The 21,417-nt window shown below is 63.1% G+C and carries 21 protein-coding genes; 8 read left to right on the top strand and 13 right to left on the bottom strand.

The features are described 5' to 3' along the window. Positions 1-20 precede the first annotated feature (20 nt). Entirely contained in the window at positions 21-1,928 is a 1,908-nt protein-coding gene (gene quiC / locus PM2_RS20915) for a 3-dehydroshikimate dehydratase QuiC (RefSeq protein ID WP_028699882.1), read from the bottom strand. Positions 1,929-2,216: 288 nt separating this feature from the next. Here quiC and PM2_RS20910 point away from each other — a divergent pair, with 288 nt between their 5' ends. After that, entirely contained in the window at positions 2,217-3,590 is a 1,374-nt protein-coding gene (locus PM2_RS20910; RefSeq protein WP_016711199.1) for an MFS transporter, read from the top strand. Between the two features lie 35 nt (positions 3,591-3,625). On the opposite strand, the gene PM2_RS20905 is transcribed toward PM2_RS20910, so the two are convergent. From PM2_RS20905 to PM2_RS20885, 5 genes are all read right to left on the bottom strand, one after another. Then, a complete protein-coding gene (locus PM2_RS20905) occupies positions 3,626-5,038 on the bottom strand; it encodes a DOPA decarboxylase (protein ID WP_028699883.1) in 1,413 nt (470 codons plus the stop codon). An 81-nt stretch (positions 5,039-5,119) separates the two neighbouring features. After that, positions 5,120-6,064, bottom strand: coding sequence for a LysR family transcriptional regulator (locus tag PM2_RS20900; protein WP_016711201.1), 945 nt, complete (start codon positions 6,062-6,064; stop codon positions 5,120-5,122). Positions 6,065-6,160: 96 nt separating this feature from the next. Further along, on the bottom strand, positions 6,161-6,871 hold the full coding sequence (locus PM2_RS20895; protein ID WP_016711202.1) for a YebC/PmpR family DNA-binding transcriptional regulator: 711 nt from the start codon (positions 6,869-6,871) through the stop codon (positions 6,161-6,163). Between the two features lie 97 nt (positions 6,872-6,968). Beyond that, entirely contained in the window at positions 6,969-8,360 is a 1,392-nt protein-coding gene (locus tag PM2_RS20890) for an FAD-dependent oxidoreductase (RefSeq protein WP_028699884.1), read from the bottom strand. Positions 8,361-8,374: 14 nt separating this feature from the next. After that, positions 8,375-9,691 (bottom strand): MFS transporter, encoded by a 1,317-nt coding sequence (locus tag PM2_RS20885; protein WP_016711204.1) that lies wholly within the window; start codon positions 9,689-9,691, stop codon positions 8,375-8,377. A gap of 243 nt (positions 9,692-9,934) precedes the next feature. Between PM2_RS20885 and PM2_RS20880 the strand changes: the two genes are divergently transcribed. Then, positions 9,935-10,804 (top strand): LysR substrate-binding domain-containing protein, encoded by an 870-nt coding sequence (locus PM2_RS20880; protein ID WP_028699885.1) that lies wholly within the window; start codon positions 9,935-9,937, stop codon positions 10,802-10,804. A 76-nt stretch (positions 10,805-10,880) separates the two neighbouring features. Beyond that, positions 10,881-11,252 (top strand): DUF2784 domain-containing protein, encoded by a 372-nt coding sequence (locus PM2_RS20875; protein WP_016711205.1) that lies wholly within the window; start codon positions 10,881-10,883, stop codon positions 11,250-11,252. Here PM2_RS20875 and tam read toward each other — a convergent pair. Then, positions 11,242-12,024, bottom strand: a complete 783-nt coding sequence (gene tam, locus PM2_RS20870; protein ID WP_028699886.1) for a trans-aconitate 2-methyltransferase — start codon at positions 12,022-12,024, stop codon at positions 11,242-11,244. The genes PM2_RS20875 and tam overlap by 11 nt on opposite strands. A gap of 182 nt (positions 12,025-12,206) precedes the next feature. Here tam and PM2_RS20865 point away from each other — a divergent pair, with 182 nt between their 5' ends. Beyond that, positions 12,207-12,386, top strand: a complete 180-nt coding sequence (locus tag PM2_RS20865; protein WP_028699887.1) for a hypothetical protein — start codon at positions 12,207-12,209, stop codon at positions 12,384-12,386. Positions 12,387-12,389: 3 nt separating this feature from the next. On the opposite strand, the gene PM2_RS20860 is transcribed toward PM2_RS20865, so the two are convergent. Beyond that, positions 12,390-13,802: an amino acid permease gene (locus tag PM2_RS20860; protein WP_016711208.1), complete on the bottom strand. Its 1,413-nt coding sequence runs from the start codon at positions 13,800-13,802 to the stop codon at positions 12,390-12,392. Between the two features lie 325 nt (positions 13,803-14,127). Between PM2_RS20860 and PM2_RS20855 the strand changes: the two genes are divergently transcribed. Then, the gene (locus tag PM2_RS20855) at positions 14,128-15,552 is read left to right on the top strand and encodes an aminotransferase-like domain-containing protein (protein ID WP_028699888.1); all 1,425 of its coding nucleotides are present in this window, start codon (positions 14,128-14,130) and stop codon (positions 15,550-15,552) included. 46 nt (positions 15,553-15,598) lie between these two features. Here the strand turns inward: PM2_RS20855 and PM2_RS20850 are convergent, their stop codons facing one another. Further along, positions 15,599-15,883, bottom strand: a complete 285-nt coding sequence (locus PM2_RS20850) for a type II toxin-antitoxin system RelE family toxin (RefSeq protein WP_028699889.1) — start codon at positions 15,881-15,883, stop codon at positions 15,599-15,601. A gap of 119 nt (positions 15,884-16,002) precedes the next feature. Here PM2_RS20850 and PM2_RS20845 point away from each other — a divergent pair, with 119 nt between their 5' ends. Continuing rightward, positions 16,003-16,545 carry a WYL domain-containing transcriptional regulator gene (locus tag PM2_RS20845; protein WP_016711211.1) on the top strand — a complete coding sequence of 181 codons (543 nt, stop codon included), beginning with the start codon at positions 16,003-16,005 and terminating at the stop codon, positions 16,543-16,545. Between the two features lie 9 nt (positions 16,546-16,554). Here the strand turns inward: PM2_RS20845 and PM2_RS20840 are convergent, their stop codons facing one another. Further along, positions 16,555-17,277 carry a hypothetical protein gene (locus PM2_RS20840; RefSeq protein WP_028699890.1) on the bottom strand — a complete coding sequence of 241 codons (723 nt, stop codon included), beginning with the start codon at positions 17,275-17,277 and terminating at the stop codon, positions 16,555-16,557. Positions 17,278-17,354: 77 nt separating this feature from the next. Next, positions 17,355-17,657, bottom strand: coding sequence for a DUF3077 domain-containing protein (locus PM2_RS20835; RefSeq protein ID WP_016711213.1), 303 nt, complete (start codon positions 17,655-17,657; stop codon positions 17,355-17,357). Between the two features lie 198 nt (positions 17,658-17,855). Here PM2_RS20835 and PM2_RS20830 point away from each other — a divergent pair, with 198 nt between their 5' ends. Beyond that, positions 17,856-18,479, top strand: coding sequence for a glutathione S-transferase family protein (locus PM2_RS20830; protein WP_028699891.1), 624 nt, complete (start codon positions 17,856-17,858; stop codon positions 18,477-18,479). A gap of 52 nt (positions 18,480-18,531) precedes the next feature. Here the strand turns inward: PM2_RS20830 and PM2_RS20825 are convergent, their stop codons facing one another. Then, positions 18,532-19,701: an MFS transporter gene (locus tag PM2_RS20825; protein WP_016711215.1), complete on the bottom strand. Its 1,170-nt coding sequence runs from the start codon at positions 19,699-19,701 to the stop codon at positions 18,532-18,534. 94 nt (positions 19,702-19,795) lie between these two features. Between PM2_RS20825 and PM2_RS20820 the strand changes: the two genes are divergently transcribed. Continuing rightward, complete coding sequence (locus PM2_RS20820; RefSeq protein ID WP_016711216.1) at positions 19,796-20,707, top strand: LysR family transcriptional regulator; 912 nt, start codon at positions 19,796-19,798, stop codon at positions 20,705-20,707. A gap of 6 nt (positions 20,708-20,713) precedes the next feature. On the opposite strand, the gene PM2_RS20815 is transcribed toward PM2_RS20820, so the two are convergent. Continuing rightward, positions 20,714-21,199: a hypothetical protein gene (locus PM2_RS20815; protein WP_019097828.1), complete on the bottom strand. Its 486-nt coding sequence runs from the start codon at positions 21,197-21,199 to the stop codon at positions 20,714-20,716. Positions 21,200-21,417 lie beyond the last annotated feature (218 nt).

Below are 21,417 nucleotides of genomic sequence, written 5' to 3'. Positions count from 1 at the left end.
GCCCCCACACAGCTCAAGCTTCAGAGCACAGGCTTGCGCGCCGCCCCGCTGCGGGCTTTGGCCATGGCGGCCAGACGCACCGCGACGTTGGCCGCGCCGTAACCGGCATAGCCACCCTTGCGCTGGATGATCTCGAAGAAGAATCGCTCCTCGAACGGTTCGGTGTACACGTGGAACAGCTCGCCGCCCTGGGCATCGCGGTCGTACAGCACGTTGTAATACGCCAACTCGCTGAGGAACTCGTCGTCGAAATCGAAGCGGGCTGCCAGGTCGTCGTAGTAGTTCAGCGGGATTTCCAGCAACGGCACACCAGCCAGCTTGGCGCGCGCCACTTCGCGGAAGATATCGTCGCAATCGAAGGCGATGTGATGCACGCCCGAACCGCGGTAGCTGGACAGCGCATGAGCGATGGCGGTGTTGCGGTTTTCCGAAATGTTCAGCGGCAGGCGCAAGGTGCCACACTGGCTACGCAGCGCGCGGCTCTTGACCAGGCCGTACGGGTCTGGCAGCACCACTTCGTCATCCGCGGCGAAATCGAACAGGGTCTTGTAGAACAGCACCCAGCTGTCCAGCGACTCGGCCGGCAAGGCCAGGGCCATGTGATCGATGCGGCGCAGGCCACCGGTGGCGGTGGCGCTCTTGTCCAGGCTGAAATCGGTATCGTACAGCGTCTGCCCAGCGGTGCCCTGCTCCACTAGGTACAGCAAGCTACCATCCGGGGCACGCACCGCCGGTACTTCACATTCGTTAGGGCCGACCAAGCCCCGGAACGGCTGGCCACGGTAGGCAGTCGCGCGCTTCAGGGCTGCTTGCTGGTCCTTGACCCGCAGCGCGGTGGCGCACAGCGACGGGCCGTGGACCTCGAAGAAGTTGTGGCCGAAGGAATACGGTTCGGCGTTCAACACAATGTTGATATCGCCCTGGCGCAGCAACTGCACTTCTTTGCTGCGGTGTTTGCCAGCTTCGGCAAAACCCAGGCGCTTCAGCCAGCTGGCCAGACGCGCGCCAACAGCTTCGTCAACCGCGAATTCGAGGAACTCCACACCGTCATAGGTGCTCGCCGCTGGCGGGGTGAACAGCACGCCAGGTTCGATCGGCGTGTTTTCCTGTTCCAGGCGCAGGCGGGTCTGCTCTTCGAGGTACAACAGCGAGCGCAGGCCATCAGCGGCATTTTGCCGTGGCGGCGCAGCGCGGAACCCGTCATTGAAGATTTCCAGCGATAGCGGGCCACGGTAACCGGTGGCGAGGATCGGCGCCAGAAAGCCGGCCATGTCCATTTCACCCTGCCCCGGGAAGCACCGGAAGTGGCGGCTCCACTCCAGCACATCCATGGCCAGAATCGGCGCGTCGGCCATCTGCACGAAGAAAATCTTGTCACCGGGGATGTCGCGGATCGCGCTGGGGTCACCCTTCAGGGACAAGGTATGGAAACTGTCGAGGATCACCCCGAGGGCCGGGTGGTCGGCCTGGCGCACCAGGTTCCACACTTGCTGGTAGGTGTTGACGTGGCGGCCCCAGGCCAGCGCTTCGTAACCAATGCGCAGGCCGCGCTTGCCGGCGTGCTCGGCCAGCAGGCGCAGGTCATCGACCAGCAACTGTTCTTCGCCCAGAGCATCGGCCTGGACGTTACTGCACACCAGCACCAGGTCGGTGCCCAGCTCCTGCATCAGGTCGAACTTGCGTTCGGCGCGGTCGAGGTTTTTCTGCAGCCGGTCGCGGCGGCAGCCTTCAAAGTCGCGAAACGGCTGGAACAGGGTAATGGCAATGCCAAGATCAGCGCACATCTGGCGCACCTGGCGAGGGCTGCCGGCGTAATAGAGCAGGTCGTTTTCGAAGATCTCGACGCCGTCAAAACCGGCGGCGGCGATGGCTTCGAGCTTTTCCGGCAGGGTGCCGCTCAAGGACACGGTAGCGATCGAACGCTGCATGGCGGGAGTTCCTTGTTGTTAGAAAATGACGGTGCCAGTCAGGTAAAAACCACTGTCACAGTTTATGGCACGATCGATTATTCGCAGGTAAAGCCGCCGCTTCAATCTCTTTGTACGGAACGGTTAGTTTTGCGTTCGATTATCGCACAAAACCCAATTTAGCGAATTGCTAGACCGCTGGCCCTGCGGTCAACATGAGACCCAGACGCAGGCACACCGACCACTGCCTCCTGCCTTGGTGAACCGATGGCGGAACCTGCGCAAACAACAATAACAACGGAGACAACGATGGCTCACTCCAGCTCGCAAGCCAAAAAAGCGACCGCCAGTGGATGGATAGGCTCGGCACTCGAGTACTACGACTTCTTCATCTACGCCCAGGCCGCTGCGCTGATTTTCCCGCAGATCTTCTTCCCCAATACCGACCCAAAAATGGCCATCATTGCCTCGTTGGCCACGTACGGCGTGGGCTACCTGGCGCGCCCGGTCGGTGCCTTCGTACTGGGCCACTGGGGTGACACTCGCGGGCGCAAGAACGTCCTGCTGCTGTGCATGTTCCTGATGGGCTTGTCGACCATGGCCGTCGGCCTGCTGCCCACCTACCACGACATCGGTTACCTCGCCCCGGCCTTGCTGGTGGTGCTGCGCCTGATCCAGGGCTTTGCCGTGGCCGGGGAAATTTCCGGTGCCAGTTCCATGATCATGGAGCACGCGCCATTCGGCCGAAGAGGCTATTACGCCAGCTTTACCCTGCAAGGCGTGCAGGCTGGCCAGGTGCTGGCCGCGGCGGTGTTCCTGCCACTGGCCTACTTCATGCCTAGCGAAGCCTTCACCGAATGGGGCTGGCGCATTCCGTTCCTGATGAGCGCCATCGTGCTGATTGCCGGTTTCATCATCCGTAAGGAAGTGCACGAAACCCCGGCGTTCGTGAAGGAAGAGAAGCAGGACAAGGTTGCCAAGTCGCCCATCAGCGAGGCCTTCCGCCACAGCTGGAAGCACATGGTGCTGGTGATGTTCATGGCCCTGATGAACGTGATCCCGGTGGTGGCCACCATCTTCGGTGCGGCCTACGCGGTGCAGCCAGCCTATGGCATCGGCTTCGACAAGAGCGTGTACCTGTGGATCCCGGTGGTCGGCAACATCGTCGCGGTGCTGGTGATTCCGTTCGTGGGTAACCTGTCGGACAAGATCGGCCGTCGCCCGACCATGATCGCCGGTTGCCTGGGCTCTGGCCTGCTGGCGTTCGTCTACCTGTATGCAATCAGCATCCAGAACGTGCCCATGGCGTTTGCCGCATCGATCATCATGTGGGGCATGGTCTACCAGGGTTACAACGCGGTGTTCCCAAGCTTCTACCCAGAGCTGTTCCACACCCGCTACCGCGTATCGGCCATGGCCATCGCACAGAACATCGGCACCATGCTGACCGCCATGCTGCCAGCGCTGTTCGCCCTGGTCGCACCGCCTGGCTCGGACAACATCCCGCTGGTGGTGGGTAGCCTGGCGTTCTTCATTACCTGCGTGTGCGCCCTGGCGGCCTACATTGCCCCGGAAACCCATCGCCTGGCGATGGAAGACCTGGGTAACCCGGACGCCAAGCCGATGGAAAAGGATGCTTACGAGGCTAGCCGTAAAGGTAGCTTTCAGGCAGTGAGCCACTGACAGATTGTCGGGGCCGCGTTGCGGCCCCGGCAGTTTCAACCTTCAACCACTTCCTGCAAGCGCGCCCACAGTCGCTCGACATCCCCTCGCTCAGTCGGCAGCGCACCAATCGAAACCCGCACCATCCACCGCCCATCCAGTGTCGCTGGCGTCACATAGGCATCGCCAGAAGCATTCAGTCGGTCGGCCCACCCCTTGGTATGCGCATCCAGCGCCTCCCCTTCCAGCCCTGCCGGCCGATGGCGAATGCACAGGGTCTGCAACTGCACCGGCGCCAACACCTCCCACTCAGCCGCCTCCCCAACCTGCCCCGCCAACCATCGGGCATTGTCCAGATCGCGCCGCAACCGCGCCTGCAATGCGTCAACGCCCTCGCTGCGCAGCATGAACCACAGCTTCAACGCGCGGAACCGTCGGCCCAGCGGGATGCCCCAGTCACGCAGGTTCTTCACCTCGCCATCCACCGCCGATTGCAGATAGCTGGGGTTGGTGCTCATCACCCGAATCAGGTGCTGCGGATCGCGCACGTAATAGATCGAGCAATCGAAGGCCACACCCAGCCACTTGTGCGCATTGACCACCACCGAATCGGCCAGCTCGATGCCATCCCACATCCAGCGGCACTCAGGCAGGATCATCGCGGAACCGGCCATGGCCGAGTCCACATGCAGCCACAAACCATGGGCCTGGGCGACTTCACCGATCGGGCGCAGCGGGTCAAGGGCGGTGGTGGCCGTGGTGCCAGTGGTGGCCACGACCGCGCAAGGTTGGTTGCCTGCAGCCAGGTCCTGCTCGATCGCCGCCCGCAAGGCCTCTGGGCGCAAGGCGTAATGTTCGTCTGTGGGGATGAGGCGGATATTGTCGCGGCCAAAACCTGCCAGCAGCGCGGCCTTGTCTACCGAGCTGTGGGCATGGGCACTGACATACACGATCAAAGGCCTGGCTTCGGCCTGCAGGCCGCCGCGTACCAAGGCGTAGTCGGTCGCGCGTTCACGGGCACTGATCAGCGCCACCAGGGTGCTGGTCGACGCGGTGTCCTGGATCACCCCGCTCCACTGGCCAGACAGGCCCAGCAGCTGACGCAGCCAGTCGAGGGTGGTTTCTTCCAGCTCGCTCAGTGCCGGGCTGGATTGCCAAGACAGGCCCAGCACGCCCAGACCGGTGCTGAGGAAATCGCCCAATACGGAAGACAGGGTGCCATTGGAGGGGAAGTAGCCGTAGAAGTCCGGGTGCTGCCAATGGGACAGGCCGGGCATGACCAGCTGGTTGACGTCATCGAGGATGGCCTCGAAGGGTTCGCCTTGCCGAGGCGCAGTTGCGGGTAAGGCAGCCTTGAGGTAGCCGGGTTCAACCTGGGCCATGACCGGGCGCTCGCCGACGGTTTGGCGGTAGTCGGCGATCAGGTCGATCAATTGATGGCCGTACTGACGAAATTGTTCGGGGGTCACGTGGGGGCTCCTGTGGTTTTTCCACTGCCCCCAGTCTAGGCACCTGTGCCGAAGCGAATAACCCCGCCTTGCGCATACCAGCTATGGCAAACCCGCATGCCCACCCTGCACGCCAAACTGCGACTGTCGCCACAGCTCGAACACCCGGTTGCGCAACCAGCGGTGCTCGGCCGAGGCCTGCAGGCGCTGGTGCCACACCACCCAGTAGCGCTGGCTGTGGTCGATAAAACCCAGCGGCCGCCAGGCCAGATCATGCAAGCGGCACAGTTGCCGGGCAATGTGCTCGGGCACGGTTGCCACGGCCTGGCTGTTGGCGATCACCTGCACGGTGGCGGAGAAAAACGGCACTTCCAGGCTGACCCGCCGCTGCAAGCCTTGGGCGCGCAGGTGGCGGTCGATGAAGCTGTCCTTGTCGCCGCCGCCGGAAATACGCACATGCTTGTGCGCCAGGTAATCGGCCTGGCTGAGTGCGGCATGGGCAGCTAGCGGGTGGTCGTGACGCATCAGGCACACGGCGCGGTCCTCGCCCAGCAGACGCCCGTGCAGATTGGGCGGCGACTCGTCGAACAGGGTGGTGGCCAGGTCAATCTCGCCGCTGGCCAGCAAGGCGTACTGGCCGGCCTGCCAGGTACGGTACTCCAGCGATACGCCCGGTGCTTCGCGCTCCAGCGCGGCCACCAGTAGCGGCAACATGTGCTCGGCCACGTAGTCCGAAGCAGCCAGGCAGAAACGCCGCTCGCAGCGTACCGGGTCGAACACCGCGGGCTGACGCAGAGCCTGTAGTTCTTCGAGCACCTGGCGAAGGGGTTCGACAAGGGCTTCGGCGTGTTCGCTCAATACGTAGCCGCGGCCTTGGCGTACCAGCAGCGGATCGTCGAAGGCTTCGCGCAGGAGGGCCAGCTGGCGGCTCAGGGCCGACTGGCTGACGCCCAGGCGCTCGGCGGCGTGGCTGAGGTTTTTCAGCTGTAGCAGGTGGTCGAGGGTGCGCAGGTGGGCGAGGCTGAGGGAGGCGAAGGTGGGGTTCATGCAGGCTGCCTGCGGTGGCATTCAAGGGCCTATTCGCGGGCAAGTCGGTGCGCCGAACCGCCGCGAAGGGCCGCAAAGCGGCCCCGGATACACAAATTAGTCAGTCAAACCGACGTACACGTTCTGCACATCATCATTCTCGTCGATCGCCTCGAGGAACGCTTCCACCTCAGCCAATGCTTCAGCGCTCAGGCTGGCCGCACTCACCGGGTTTTTCGGGGTGTAGCCAATCTTCGCCGAGGTCACGGTAAAGCCATGCTCCGGCAGGGCCTTCTGTACCGCGTCCAGGTCGGTGGTGTCGGTAATGAACAGGGTCGAACCCTCTTCTTCACCTTCCTCGAAATCCTGGGCGCCGGCTTCGATGGCTGCCATTTCCGGGTCGGCATCGCCTTCCGGAGTAGCTTCGATCAGGCCGACGTGGTTGAAGTCCCAGGCCACCGAACCGCTGGCACCCAGCTGGCCTTTGCGGAACAGTACGCGGATTTGCGCGACGGTACGGTTGACGTTGTCGGTCAGGCACTCGACGATCAGTGGCACCTGGTGCGGTGCAAAGCCTTCGTAGCTGACGGCGTGGTACTGCACGGCATCACCGTCCAGGCCCGCGCCCTTGCGAATCGCACGCTCCAGCGTCTCGCGGGTCATCGAGGCCTTTTTGGCTTGCACGATGGCCAGGCGCAGGCGCGGGTTCATATCAGGATCGGCGCCCGACTTGGCCGCGATCTGGATTTCCTTGGACAGCTTGCCCATGACCTTGCCTTTGGCATTGGCCGCTGTTTCTCTATGTTTGGCTTTCCACTGTGCGCCCATGTCGACTCTCTTGTTTCAGCGGCCGGTTCAGGAAGCGACCGGCCAAAAGTGGGTGCATTTTATACGCCCTCATGCATGGGATCGACAAGAAATCTCATCAGCTTTTATCGGCCTTGCCCGCTGCCGCGGCAAACCGTGCCAGACACACATCCAGCCGTCGCGGCCGCATGCCGAGGTCTTCGGCGCGCTCCTTGCGGCGGATGGCATTGCGCACCATCAGCGAACCCAGGTAGCGCACAGGCTCGGGCGGGAACAGCCCCAGCGGCCCCTTGACCAGCGGCGAACGGGTCCATGGGTTGTCGAGCCCCAGCGCCAGCGACGACAGAATCTGCCCGCCCATATGGCAAGGCCCCACACCACTGCCCGAATAGCCAAAGCCATAGAATACGTTGCCCTGCCCGTCCAGCCGGCCAAAAAACGGCAAGCCGGTCACCGAGCGATCCGACGGCCCGTTCCAGCTGGCCGCCAGCGGCACTTCGGCCAAGGCCGGGAAAAACCCGCCCAGGCTTTCGCGCAGCAGCGGCCGGTATGGCGACGGCTGGTCGAACACCGGCAGCATGCGCCCGCCATAGGCAAAGGTATTGCCGCCTTTGCCAAGCATCAGCCGGCCATCGGAGGTGTTGTGGTAGTAGTGCACGAAAATGCGCGAGTCGAGCACGCTGATGCCGCTGTCCAGGCCGATCTCGCGCAGCAGCTCGGGGCACGGCTCGGTGATTACCATGTCACTGGATACGATCGCCACGCTGCGCTCGAACTGCGGGAAAGCCCGCGCCATCCAGGCGTTGAGGCCCAACACCACGCGGTCGGCGCGCACCGTGCCATGGGCCGTGCGCACCTGCACCGGGGCGCCGTGCTCCAGGCCACTCATGGCCGTGCCTTCATGAATGCGCACGCCGCGCTGTAACGCCACCCGGCGCAGGCCACGCACCAGCCTGCCCGGCTGCACCGTGGCGGCAGCTGGCGAGAACCAGCCCTCCAAGTGCCTTGCCGAACCCGCCAGACGCTGGACTAGGTCCAGCGGCAGGCGGCGAAACGAGTTGATGCCCTTCTGCTCCAGCGCCGCGATCACTGCATCGGTGGCGCCGACCTGAGCGGCGTTGGTGGCGGTGTACAACGTGCCATCCAGGCGGTAGTCGCAGTCGATGCCATTGGCCGCGCAGAACGTACCGATATCACCGATGCTGCGCTCCGACTCGCGCACCAGGCGTACCGCCTCGGCCACCCCGAACAGGCGTTCGAGGGTGAAGTACTTGGCCGACCAGGACAATGCGCAACCGCCGTTGCGGCCACTGGCGCCGGCGCCGCAGATATCGGCTTCGATCAGCACGATATCCAGCGCCGGCACCGCCTCCTTGAGCATCAGTGCTGTCCACAGGCCGGTGTAGCCGCCGCCGACGATGCACACATCGCAACGGGTATCGCCTTGCAGCGGTGGGCACACCGCCTCCTGCGCCGAATCCAGGGCCTGTTGCAGCCAGAAGGGTCTCATTCGCTTGCTTTCCTTTAGGTACGCAGTGGCTTGATTGCCATGCTGGTATTCGGTGCCACGTCAGCGCTTTGCGGGGTGCTGGCCGGGCGGCTGTTCCAGTGCGGCAGCAGCACCAACGCCGAGAACAGCGCGCAGCCGGCGAACACGATGAACACCGTGACACCATCGAAGTACCCCGGCAGGAGCCCACCCAGCACCGCCCCCACCGAGCCACAGCCGTTGACGAAGCCCGCGGCAGTCGCACCGGCCTTGGCAGTACCGAAGTCGATGGCCGCCGCGCCGCTGATCATCGAATCTGGCCCGTACAGGGTCAGGCCCATGACGAAAAGCAACGCCACCACCAGCATCACGCTGCCGGTGTGCATGGCCGCCATGAAGGCCGCCAGGGTCACCGTCAGCAACACCAGGCTGATCACGCAAGCCGGCATGCGGCGGGCGCCGAACAGTTTGTCGGAGGCCAGGCCAATGATGATCGGGCCCAGCAGCCCGGCCAGTTCAAAGGCGGTCGGGATGATTGCCGCACCCACCTTGCCCACCGAAGGCATCTGCTCGAAGACGATCACCGGCCCCCACAGCAGGATGGCGTAGCGCGCGGGTTTGAGCAGGAAGTACGCCAGGCCTAGCGTCAGCACGGTACGGTTGCGCAGGATCTCTTTCAGCGGCGCCCACACGCTGCACAGGTTGCCGGCCAGGGCCATGCTCTGCGGCTCGGGCTCTACCGCCGGCAGGCCGACATCTTCAGGTTTGTTGCGCTGCAGGATGAAGAACAGCACGGCCACCAGCGCCACCACGGCGGCACTGGAGAAGAACGCCGCGTGCCAGGTGCCGACCAGTGTGTAGGCCCACCAACCCGCGAACGGCGAAGCCACCAGGCCGCCGAAGGCATAGCAGGAACTCCACAAACCCAGTACTCGCCCGCGCTGCGAAGCCGGGAAGAAGCTGCCGATGTTCTTGCACAACCCGGCCCAACCGGTGGATTGCGCCAGGCCTTGCACCAGCATGCAGGTGGCAAAGATCGGGAAGGTGGCGTAGCTGCCCATCACCACCGCCGCCACGGCGGAAATCAGCAACCCGCCCAGCACCACCACACGCGGGCCAAAGCGGTCGGCGAGCATGCCCCAGGTGAACTGGCCCACGGCGTAAGCGGCGAGGTAGATGGCGTCGAGATTGGCCATGGCGGCCTTGTCGAGCATGAAGTTGGGGTCTTCGGCGATGCCCAGCTTGGCCACCGAGAAGGCTTTGCGGGTGAAGTAGAAGGCGGCGTAGGCCAGCCAGGTGATGGCGAAAATCTGGATGCGCCAGCGTTTGAACGCGGCTAGTGATTGATTCATGTACGTCTGACCTCTTGCTCAAGTGTGCCGGCAGAATGTGAAGAAACGCCTGTCTTGTTCTTGTGTTACGCACAGCGATGACGAGGCTGTCATCGGGTCAGATGGCACCGTGTGGGCACCATGGCCCTGGCGGCATTCGTGGTGCCAGCGTCGGGCTGACAAGCATGGAAACAGTTGCGCTAAGATAAATAAAATCGATTTATCGTATTTCACACATAAGCTCAGCTTGTTACTGAGGTGGTCATGTCGGTTTCCCACGCACAACTCAAGGCCTTCCATGCGGTGGCCGTGCACGGCAGCTTTACCCGCGCGGCAGAAAAGCTGTTTCTTACCCAGCCTGCGGTGTCGGACCAGGTGCGCAAGCTGGAGGAACGCTTCGGCGTTTTGCTGTTCCACCGCAACAAGCGTTCGGTGCAGTTGACCGACCTCGGTGAGCGCTTGCTGGGCATCAGCCAGCGCCTGTTCGCCTGCGAAGCCCAAGCCCATGACCTGCTGCAGGATTCGCGTGCCCTGCACACCGGCAGCCTGGTGCTGGCGGTGGATGCGCCGGTGCACGTGCTGCCGCAGATCGCTCGCTTCTGCCAGCGCTACCCGGGCATCCAGGTGAAGATCGAGACCGGCAACACCGATGAGTCACTGGCCCGGCTGTTCAGCTACCAGGCCGACCTGGCGCTGCTGGGCCGGGATGTGGACGATGAGCGGCTGCATTGCCTGCCCCTGCGCCGCGACCCGATGGTGGCATTCGTTTCCCACCACCACCCGTGGGCCAGCCGTGGTTCGATCAGCCTGGCCGACCTGGACGACACACCGCTGGTGCTGCGCGAGCCTGGCTCGGTGACGCGCCAGACCCTGGAAGAAGAAATGCAGCGGGCCGGGCTGCGGATTCGCCCGGCGATCCAGGTGGAAGGCCGCGAGGCGGCGCGGGAAGCGGTGGTGGTGGGGATTGGCGTGGGGGTGGTGTCGGCGGCGGAGTTTGGCGCCGATGCGCGGGTGTGTGCGCTGCCGATTGTGGACTGCCAGCGGCATTTGACCGAGACGTTGGTTTGCCTGAGCGAGCAGCGCACGCGACGGGTCGTGGCGACCTTTTTGCAGATGGTCGAGGAAGGGATGTAAGCCCGCGAAGAGGCCAGCACGGGCAACCCAACTATGCTGGGATAACCTCTAATCTCTTACCACGAATTCATCACCCATGCTTTACCGCCTTGCCGCCGACACCCTGGTCCTGCTGCACCTGGCCTTCATCCTGCTGGTGCTGTTCGGCGGCCTGCTGGTGCTCACGTGGCGCCCCGCCCTGCTCGTCCATTTGCCAGCCCTGGCCTGGGGCCTTGCGGTGGAATGCCTGCACCTGGGCTGCCCGCTCACCACCTGGGAAAACCACATGCGTAGCGCGGCCGGTGACGCCGGCTACCAAGGCGGTTTCGTCGAGCACTATATCTGGCCGCTGATCTACCCCGCCGGGCTGACGCCGCACCTCCAGCTGCTGCTGGGTTGCGTTGTGCTGCTGCTCAACCTCGGCGTTTACAGTTACGTGGCCTGGCGCTGGCGCCACCCTAGCGGGTAGCGATCACGAACAACCGCGGGAACGGCAGCAGTACCTTGCCATCGGTGGCCGGTGGGTAGTCTCGCTGCATGGCCTGCAGGTACATCTGCAGGAAGTCGGCCTGCTCCTGTTCATCAAGCCTGGCCAGATAAGGCCGCAGGGCCGAACCCTTGAACCACTCCACCACCGCTTCGGCGCCACCCGGCAGCGGGTGGTGATAGGTGGTGCGCCACACATCCACCCTCGCGCACAATGGGCTGAGCAGGTCGTAGTAGAACGCTGCGCTGTGCCGTGGTGGCAGCTGGAAATCGGCGAACTTCGCCGCCCAGGGGCCTTGGCTGGCAATCTCGCGCAATTGCCGGTGGGCCGGTTCGTCAAGGTTGTCCGGGGTCTGCACGGCCAGGCTAGCGCCTCCGCTCAGCTGGCGCACCAGGTGCGGGTACAGCGACGCGTGGTCGGGTACCCACTGCAGCGAGGCATTGGCCAGGATCAGGTCTTGCGGTTCCGGGGCGGACCAGCCGGCAATGTCCGCGACGGCCGTGCGTACCCGGGGGATGCACAACCGTTTGCGCTCACGGGCCTTGTCGATCATGTCCGGGTCGCTGTCCAGGGCGGTTACCTGGGCATCGGGGTAACGTTGCAGCAGCACTTCGGTGGAGTTGCCCGGGCCGCAGCCCAGGTCGGTAGCGTGGCGCACCGGACGCGGCGGAGTCGGGATGGCAGCAAGCAGGTCGCGCACAGCGCGGGTACGTTCATCTTCGAACAGGGAATACTGGGTGGCGGACCAAGCCATGTCGGGCTCCTTGGGCGGGCGATGTGTCTAGCATATGCCATCTGCCGACTGTAGGAGCCCTATCGCCGGCAAGCCAGCTTCCAGGTACGGCGCAGAGCCTGATGTTGGTGCAGTATCCGTGGGAGCTGGATTGCCGGCGATGAGGCCGGAACTGACCACCTAGGCTTGAAGTCAGTCCATTTATGCGCACACCCATGAAAACCTACATCGCCCTCGCCATCCTGGCCCTGATCGCCGCCGCCGCCCTGCTCGGCTCGCCCTGGATGAACCAGCGCTTCCACATGCCCGCAGAAAAAGCCCAGGCCCAGCAACGCGAAACGGCCGGGTCCCCAAGGGAGCCGGCCGTTTCGAAAAGCGAGTGACGCTTAGTGCTGCTTGCTGCCAGAACGGATCTGGTGCACCACACCCATCGCCACTACGATCGCCGCAGCGATACCGGTGGAGATCACCAGGATCTGGTAGTCAGGCATGAAGGCCATGGTCACCAGGGCTGCCACGATGAACGCGATCACCAGGTAGGTCAGCCACGGGAACAGCCACATCTTCAGGCGCACTTCCTTGCCTTCGGCAATCAGCTTGCGGCGCATGCGCAGCTGCGAGAAGGCGATGACCAGGTACACCAACAGGGCGATCATGCCGGTGGTGTTCATCAGGGTTTCCAGTACGTCTTTCGGGCGCAGGGTCTCGCTGAAGTTGATCAGCGCACACACCACGGCCACGGCGCACGAACCCATGATCGCGTATACCGGTACACCGGTGCCGGCGCGGGTAATCTTGAAGAACGACGGCGCATCGCCACGCTGGGCCAGGGAGAACAGCATGCGCGAAGCGGTGTAGTGGCCGGAGATCAAGCAGCTGCTCACCGAGGTCAGCACCACGAAGTTCATCAGCAGCTCGGCATACGGCACGCCCAGCAGCTCCAGGGTACGGCGGTAGGCGCCATAGCCGGAAACGCCCAGGTGCGGGTCGTTCCACGGTACCAGGCAGACGATCAGGAAGATCGAGCCCACGTAGAACAGGCACACACGCCAGACTACCGAGTTGGTGGCCTTGACGATCTGCGCAGCCGGGTCTTTGGCTTCGGAAGCAGCGATGGTAACGATTTCAGCACCCAGGAAGGCAAACATCACCCCGAGCAAGGCACCGATCACGGTGGTGATGCCATTGGGCATGAAGCCTTCGGCGGTAAGGTGGCTGATGCCACGCACTTCACCGAACTGCCAGATGTTCAGCACGGCAGCGGTACACACGATCAGGAAGCAGACGATCGCGATCACCTTGATCAAGGCGAACCAGAACTCGAACTCACCGTAGTGTTTGACGTTGAAGAAGTTGACGGTGATCAGCAGCAGGGTCGTGGCCAGCACGAACACGTTGACGCTGACGTCGGGGAAGAAGCCATGCAGGATCTTGCCCGCCACATAGGCTTCCCAGGCCATGAGGATGACCCAGTACCACCAGTACAGCCAGCCGATGGTGAAGCCGGCCCAGCGGCCGATGGCGCGGTCGGCATAGGTAGAGAACGAGCCGGTGTCTGGCGAGGAAGTCGCCATTTCACCCAGCATGCGCATGATCAGTACCACCAGGATGCCGCCCGCCAGGTAGGCCAGGACAGCGGCTGGGCCGGCGCTGTGGATCACGCTGCCGGAACCGACGAACAAGGCGCCGCCAATAACCCCGGCGATGGACATCATCGTCAGGTGGCGCGACTTCAGCGAGGCACTGAGCTTGCTCTCGTGCCCGCTTTTCGCGGTGGTGGTTGTGGATGTTGCGTCCATCAGTTGTGTACCCCGTGCTTCTTTTTATCCAAGGAAAACCGTGAAACCCCGATGGCTGGCGGTTTCACCTGTACATCAGTGCTAATGCGGGCAGGAAGGTGTGAACGAACACACGCAGGCCTTCCATGGCGGCCTGCTGACGCGCCCCAGGGCGGCTGCCTAGGGCGAACTGAACATGCTTTATGTGGCGATATCCGACACCTAATGTAAAAATGTCCGACGCAGAGAGCCATGCACAGTGGCATGAAACTCGCACTGCACTGTACAGGTCGCCCATGCAGTACACCCTGCAAACGCCAGGCGATACGCACCCTGAAGGCCCCGAATGTTCGAATTACATCCAGACTCCTCAACCCCGCTGGTCAACCAGATCATTGACGGGCTGCGCGAGCTGATCGATAACCAGACCCTAAAGCCAGGCGCCAAGGTGCCGTCGATCCGCGCCTTTGCCGCGAGCTATTCGGTGAGCACCTTCACCGTGGTCGAGGCCTACGACCGCCTGGTCGCCCAAGGGCTGCTGGTAAGCCGTGGCAATGCGGGGTTCTTCGTCAACCGCGCGGCGGGCGAACTGCTGGACACGCACAACGCCGAGGCTGATACCAGTCGACCAACGTTCAACTCCGAGTGGTACCTGCAGCAGATCTTCGAAATCCGCCAGTTGCCGTACAAACCGGGGTGCGGGTGGCTGCCCAACGACTGGATGTACGAAGACGGCCTGCGTCGCGGCCTGCGCCAGGTAGCCGGCAGCCCGCTGGAATTGTCAGGCTACGGCGACCCCATGGGCCTGATGGAGCTGCGTGCACTGACCGCGCAAAACCTGCAGCAAGAGCTGTCGATCGTCGCCAACCCTGCGCAACTGATGCTCACTCACGGCGCCAGCCAGGCCCTGGACCTGGCCGCACGCACGCTGGTGCGCCCAGGCGATGTGGTGCTGGTGGACGACCCTGGCTACCCCAACCTGATGAGCATTCTGCGCACCCAGGGCGCAACACTGGTCGGCGTGCCACGCACCCCGGCCGGTTACGACCTGAACCAACTGGAGCAGTTGCTCACCCACCACCGCCCGACCGCGTTCTTCACACAGCCGCACCTGCACAGCCCGACCTGCTCCCGCACCCCGCTGCCGCAGTTGCACCGTTTGCTGCAACTGGCCAGCCAGCACGGCTTCCGCCTGGTGGAAAACAACCTGTACGCCGACATGGTCGCCGAACCGCAGCCCTGCCTGGCCAGCCTCGACCACCTGCAGCAGGTGGTGTACGTGGGCAGCTACTCCAAGAGCATTTCGCCCAACGTGCGGGTCGGCTACATGCTGGCCAACCCCGAGCTGATGCAGAAACTGTTGCACCTGAAGATGCGTTCGGGCCTGACCACCTCACAGGTGATGGAGCGCGTGGTGTACGCCGCGATCATCGACGGCCGCTGGCGCAAACACCTCAAGCGCCTGCGCCAACGCCTGGCCGAGGCGCATCAGGAAGTTGGCCGGCATTTGCATCGATTGGGCTTTGAACTGTTCATTGAATCGGATGAAGGCATGTACATCTGGACCCGCCACCCGGCCATTCCGGACAGCGCGGCGCTGCTGGATGATGCGCTGGAGAAAGGCATCATGCTTGGGCCTGGGCAGTTGTTCATGGTGGATGCCAAGGCGACCGGGTGGATGCGGTTCAATGTGGCGTTCAGCACGGAGCCTGCGATGTGGGAGCTGCTGGAGAAGGTGCTGGTGAAGCATGTGCGACGGGGTGGGGTGTAGTGTGTATGGCGGGCGCTGAGCATATTGTGAATGCACCAGCGTGCCATCACCTAACGCTTTGAGCCGCAGGGTAGATCCCACTGCGCTCGCGCTTACCAACCGAAACCACTACGACAACGATTCGCTCGTCCTCAACCCGATACACCAGACGATACCCGGAGGCCCTGAGCTTGATTGTGTAGTGGTTCGGCAAGTCACGCAGCGCATCGGCCTGTACCTTGGGCGATTGTAAACGCTCGCCGAGTTTTTTCTTGATCTGCTCACGCACAGTGTGGCCAAGCTTGCTCCACTCCTTTAATGCCGAAGGCAGAAAATCTAGCTTATAGGTCATCCAGAGACACTGAATGCCTCGACCGAAAACTTGGATCCCATTCAGCAAAAGGGTATGCTGAGGCAATAGCCATACGCCATCACTCGACAGGTTTGGCGCCTGCTTCAAGGACGAGCCCTTTGCCCAGCCACCCCACCCGCCATACCATCGCCCGCCAGTGGCAGCTCCTCAAGTTACTGCCCGGCCGCCACCCGGGAATGAGCTCCACCCAGTTGCAGGCCGCCCTGAAGACCGTGGGGCATACCACCAGCAAACGCACTGTTGAGCGCGACCTGGTCGAGCTCGCTGCGCTGTTCCCACTGCAATGCAACAGCAAAGGCATACCTTACGGCTGGTACTGGCAACCGGGCCTGGACCTGAACGAAGCACAACAGTTGCAGCCCGACGTACTTGTTCCGCCGCCGCGCATTGAACTGCACGCCTGGGTCGATGACGTACTGGCCCGGCGCCTGGAAGCGCAGCCACTGTCTACGGATATGCAACTGACGCCACAAGAAAATGGCGGTGCCACGCTGCAGGCGAGCGTCGACGACAACCGCGCGCTGATGACCTGGCTGCTGTCCCAGGCCGGTTCGATCCGGGTGCATGCGCCCCACGTGCTGCGCGTGGCCATGCTGGAACAGTTGCGCCAGAGCTTGGCGCTGCACGATGGCGAATGTTGACCGGCGCAGTCAAACCGCGCGACGTCGCGAGAGGCAGGCATACCCAAGGCCCAACACACTGAGCCCCAACACCCCCAGCAACACCATCAGCTCACGGCTGTAGCGGGCCACCGTGGCAGGGAAACCGATGACCTCGTGGTACACCTGTACATTGGCTACACCGTCGGCGTGGCTGATGCTGACCCCGCCTTGGCGGATCTGCGAAAAGTCGGCGTCGAAATACACCCATACCTTGCAGGTGCCACCAGGTTCGATGGCCGGGATATCTACCTGCGCGGTGGCGTTTTCCAGCAGCGTGTCGTTACCGGCAGCATCGCGCACTTGCACCAGCCCTTTGGCTGGCAAGCGAATGCGCACCTGACGTACCTGAGCGTCTCCACTGTTGAGCAACTCGATGAGCAACCCCGTACGGTGATCGACCAGCCCGGCCTCGAACGGTTTGGCGAACAGCTGGGCATAAGGTGCCTGGGCCATTTCGATCAGCCGCTCGACCTGATCATGGCTCAGCCCGCCTTGGTCGATGCTGTTGATACGCTCCTGCAACTGCTCGTACTTGAGCTGTTCGCTGGCCTTGCTGATACGCTCGCTGAACTGGCTGGGGTAAGTGAGGTAAGCATAGGTCAGTGACGCCTCCAGGCGCGGGTTGCCCCTGAGCAGCGCGTAGGCGGCCAACAGGACCATCAGGCCAATCAGCACGGCGACGAGAAGCTTCCCCACCTTGTCCCAGCTCAATGCATGCTTCCTTCTGTGGTGATACGCGTTTCAAACCGCTCAAGGTTGCCAAGTTCGTGGCCCCCAGGCAAGCCTGGCTAGGCGTCACCTTCGCCTTCGCGCGCCTGACGCATCTGCAGCAACTGGCCATCGATCAGTGCCTTGGCCATGCCTGCCAGATAGAACGTGGCTTGCATCATCGCTTTGCGATCACCTGGCCTGTCGATGGCCTTGCGGGTGATTTCGGTGATGCAACCCATGATGCTGGAAGCTTCCATCAGTGCGGTGCGCAATGGCAGCTGAGGTTTCATTTGCACCAGTTCGGCATTGGCATTGCCAAACCGGCTTGCCGCGCACACGACATTGAGCTTGCTGCTGTTTTGGGGCGTGTCGTTTTCCATATCCATTCCTCGGGGTTACGAGCGTGCCGAGACTAGGGGGCTGCCGGCGCGACCACAATGGCCAATGGGGTGGAAAGGGTTACTTTCGGAAATGGACTACAAGAACTCGGCTAAAGGGGCGCTCAGTCGCTGATCTGCCCCTTGACCAGCCCTGGGCAGTGGCGGACGATCAACTCCCCCTCTACAAGGACGAACACCATGCTACGGATACTGGGCAGAGCCTCTTCCATCAACGTGCGGAAAGTCCTGTGGGCCTGTGCCGAGTTCGAAGTCGCGTTCGAGCGTGAAGACTGGGGCTCGGGCTTCCAGCCTACCGACCATGCCGAGTTCCTAGCACTTAACCCCAACGCCATGATCCCGGTGATCCAGGATGGCGACTTTACGCTGTGGGAGTCCAACAGCATCATCCGCTACCTGGCCAACCGCTACGGTGCCACCGCGTTCTACCCGAGCGAGGCGCAGGCACGGGCCAGGATCGACCAGTGGATCGACTGGCAGGCCTCGGACCTGAACCGCTCCTGGAGCTATGCATTCATGTCGCTGGTCAGGCATTCGCCCGCCCACCAGGACCCACAGGCGCTTGCCGCCGGCTGCGCCGAGTGGTCACGTTACATGCACATCCTCGACCGCCAGCTGGCCAGCACCGGTGCCTATGTGGCCGGCAGCCAGTTCACCCTGGCCGACATCCCTGTTGGCCTGTCGGTCAACCGCTGGTTCGAAACACCGTTCGAGCACCCGCACTTGCCGGCCGTACGTGATTACTACGAGCGCCTGAGCGAGCGCCCGGCCTATCACCTGCATGGTCGCAACGGCACGCCCTAACAGCAAAAAGGAAGACGCCGGGGCTACGTGCAGCCCCGGCGATACCCGCTTGTTACACCGCAACCTGGGCCGCCACCCCCCGACCACGCCAGGCAAACAGCAGCACCATCACCAGCCCCAAAGCCGCCATCGCCGCCCCTGCCAGGGCAATCGCCGAGTAACCCAACCCTGCATTGATCACCGCGCCACCGAGCGCCGCGCCAATCGCATTGCCCAGGTTGAACGCGCCGATGTTCACCGCCGACGCCAGGTTGGGCGCATCCTTGGCCGCTTCCATCACCCGCATCTGCAACGGCGGCACCAGGGCAAAGCTGGCGCCCCCCCAGACCAGCACCGCCAAAGCCGTCGGCAGTGGCCAGGCCAGAACCAGCGGAAACACCAGCAGCACCGCAATCAGCACCGCCAACGACAGCATCAGCGTGCGATCGATAGAGCGGTCCGCCGCCTTGCCACCCCACATATTCCCCAAGGTCAGGCCCACCCCGAACAGCACCAGCATGACTGTCACGAAGGTGGTAGACGCCGCCGCCTCGTTCTGCAGGATTGGCGCGATGTAGGTGAACACAGTAAACATTGCACTGGAACCCACCACGGTCAGCAGCAAGGCCGCCAATACCGGGCCGCGGCCCAACACGCGGATTTCTGCCATGGCCCCATCACCCTTGGGCAATGCAACATTGGGCAGCGCATACCAGAGCGTGGTCATCGCCACCAGGCCAAGCCCGGCAATACCCCAGAACGCTGTGCGCCAGCCCAGCATTTCACCAAACCAGGTCGCCAGCGGCACCCCTCCGATGGTGGCCAGGGTCAAGCCCATGAACATCGCCGCCACGGCACCAGCCCGCTTTTCGGGCGGCACCACACTGGCCGCAACGATCGAGCCGATGCCGAAAAATGCGCCGTGGTTCAACGAAGTGACCACCCGGGCCACCAGCAGGCTGGCGTAGTCACTGGCCAGCGCGGACATCAGGTTGCCCAAGGTGAAAATGGCCATCAGCCCGATCAACAGGTAACGTCGCGGGATCTTCACCGTGGCCAGGGTCATCAGCGGCGCGCCAATCAGCACACCGATGGCATAGGCACTGACCAACAGCCCTGCAGCAGGAATGGAAACGCCAAGGTCGGTGGCGATACTGGGCAACATGCCCATGGGGGCGAACTCGGTGACACCGATGCCGAAGGCACCGATGGCGAGTGCGACCAGAGGTGGATTGATACGCATGGCAAGCTCCTTATCTATGCCGCAAATGCTACAAAGTGTTTAAAAACCGCACTAGACTGCGTTTTTGCGAATCACCTTTGCCTGCGAGACACAAATGGACTTCAGTGGAAGATCCGGAGAGATGGAGATTTTTGCCAGGGTGGCGCAAGAAGGCAGCCTGTCCGCCGCCGCCCGGGCACTGGGCCTGACACCTTCTGCTGTCAGCCGCATCCTCGCCCGCACCGAACAGCGCCTGGGCACGCGCCTGCTGCTGCGCACCACCCGGGCGATCACCCTCACCCCCGAGGGTGAGGCCTACCTGCGCGGTGCGCGGCGGGTGCTGGCCGACATGCTGGAGCTAGAGGACGCCATCACCGACCAAGGCGTGCCACGCGGACGTTTGCGGGTCAGCGCGGCGCTTGGCCATGGCCGCCTGACCGTGGTGCCGCTGCTGGCAGCGTTCAGCGCGCGTTATCCTCAAGTGCTGGTCGACCTGACCCTCAGCGACGAGGTTGCCGACATTCTCGGCGGCCAGACCGACGTGGCGCTGCGCTTCGGTCACCTGCCAGACAGCTCGTTGAGTGCGCGTGCCATTGGCGAAACCGGCCAGGTAGTGGTCGCCTCGCCCGAGTACCTGCAACGCTGCGGTACCCCATTGGTGCCTGAGGACCTGGCCCGGCACAACTGCCTGCGCTTCAACTTTCGCCGCGCCGCGCCCGACTGGCCGTTTCGCCGCAATGGCGAAGTGTTTTCACTGAAGGTGACCGGTAATATCGAATGCAGCAGCGGTGAAGCCCTGGCGCAACTGGCCAGGTTGGGGGCTGGCATAGCGCGCATCGGTACCTTCACCGTGGTCGATGACCTGGCCAGCGGGCAGCTGGTACCGCTGCTGGAGGCGTACAACCCTGACGATCGCGAGCCGATTCATGCGGTGTTCGTAGGCGGCTCTGCGATGCCGGCGCGGGTGCGGGTGTTTGTGGATTTTCTGGTAGAGCAGCTGTCGTGCAGCGTGCGCAGGCCCCTGTAGCGGGCGTTAACCAAGCACGTGCAGCCCCAGCGTGAACACCGCCACAGCCAAGGCCACCAACGACACCGCATGACGCTCCAGGTACGCTGGCCAACCGTTCGCTCGCTGGCTCTCGCACTCACACTGGCGTTCGGCCAGGCTGGCCAACCGCGCCTCCACGCTGTCCACGCGGTCTGCCTGGGTGTTGGTCGCCTGTGCGAGCTTCTTCAGCGCCGTGGTCACCGTGTTCGACAGGCCCTCCCTGGCCAGGTTGCCTTCTGCCAGTTGCTGCTGGTGCTGTTCAAGGCGCTTGCGGATAACCCCTTCCTTCTGCACCCGGGCCAGGGTACTGGCCACAAGCTTCTGGTTCAGTGCATCGATACTGGCCTGCAACGTGCCTTGCTCAGCGGCCTGCTGAGGCGAAGTGTCTGCCTGAGCGGTGCTTTCGATCACCTTGTCCACCGTCGGCTTCGCGAGCGGGGTCAAAGTGCTGTGTTCGTGTGGCTGGTTCATCAATTCCTGTCCGGATACAGCGGTAATGGGCGGCAAGCTATCAAAATGGCATCACCGGATCCACTGATGCGTCGCGCATTTGAGTGGTTGGTCAGCATCTAAGAAGCCTGACCGGCTTGCTCAAAGCCACGTAAAGCCTCCTGTATATGTCAACTAACCAGCCATATTTGGGCAAAACTGCCCTTCTTCTGCCAACAACAGGCCGATTGCAAGCAAAG

The organism is Pseudomonas monteilii NBRC 103158 = DSM 14164 (assembly GCF_000730605.1).
GTDB classification, from domain to species: Bacteria; Pseudomonadota; Gammaproteobacteria; order Pseudomonadales; family Pseudomonadaceae; genus Aquipseudomonas; species Aquipseudomonas monteilii.
This window is presented reverse-complemented; position numbering and strand designations above follow the sequence as displayed.